Here is a 706-nt window from a genome sequence, read left to right on the forward strand (position 1 = left end):
TCAGCGCCATAATACTCAATGGTAATATTGTCCAGCAGGCTGGGATGTGCCCGACCGGTCCGCACCCGTTTCATGGCTGAATCCAGTGCCTCAAGACTCTTTTTCATGCGGCTTTGCGCATCACTGCGAATATCGTCAATCACCGTTATTCCTCGCTCTATCAGCGGTATCGCCAGCGCTTACTGCGCGGCTTCCACCAGGGTACCTTCATTACCGCCCAGCATCAGATTGAGCAGGGCACCCTTCTTGTTCATATCAAAAACACGCAACGGCATGGCATGGTCGCGGCACAGACAAATAGCCGTCAGATCCATGACACCCAGCTTTTTATCCAGCACCTCATCATAGGTCAAGGTGTCGTATTTGACCGCATCCGGGTTTTTCACCGGATCATCATTATAGACCCCATCCACCTTGGTGGCCTTCAATACCACATCGGCACTGATTTCAATGCCGCGCAAGCAGGCAGCAGAGTCGGTGGTAAAGAAGGGATTGCCGGTACCGGCACAGAAGATCACCACTTCACCGTTTTTCAGGTGGCGATTGGCATTGCGATGATCATAGTGCTCCACCACACCACTCATGGGGATCGCCGACATCAGGCGAGTGCGGATATTGGAGCGCTCCAGGGCATCGCGCAGGGCCAGGCCATTCATCACCGTGGCCAGCATGCCCATATGGTCCCCGGCGACCCGGTCCAGGCCGG

General features: G+C 55.2%; 1 protein-coding gene and 1 pseudogene. Both read right to left on the reverse strand.

Annotation, left to right across the window (positions count from 1 at the left end):
• Positions 1-143, reverse strand: a pseudogene (locus A3754_RS05495) (ribosome recycling factor); the annotation flags it as partial.
• A gap of 36 nt (positions 144-179) precedes the next feature.
• On the reverse strand, positions 180-706 hold a 527-nt coding region (locus A3754_RS05500), incomplete at its 5' end, for a uridine monophosphate kinase (RefSeq protein ID WP_063519036.1).

The organism is Alcanivorax sp. HI0083 (assembly GCF_001635175.1).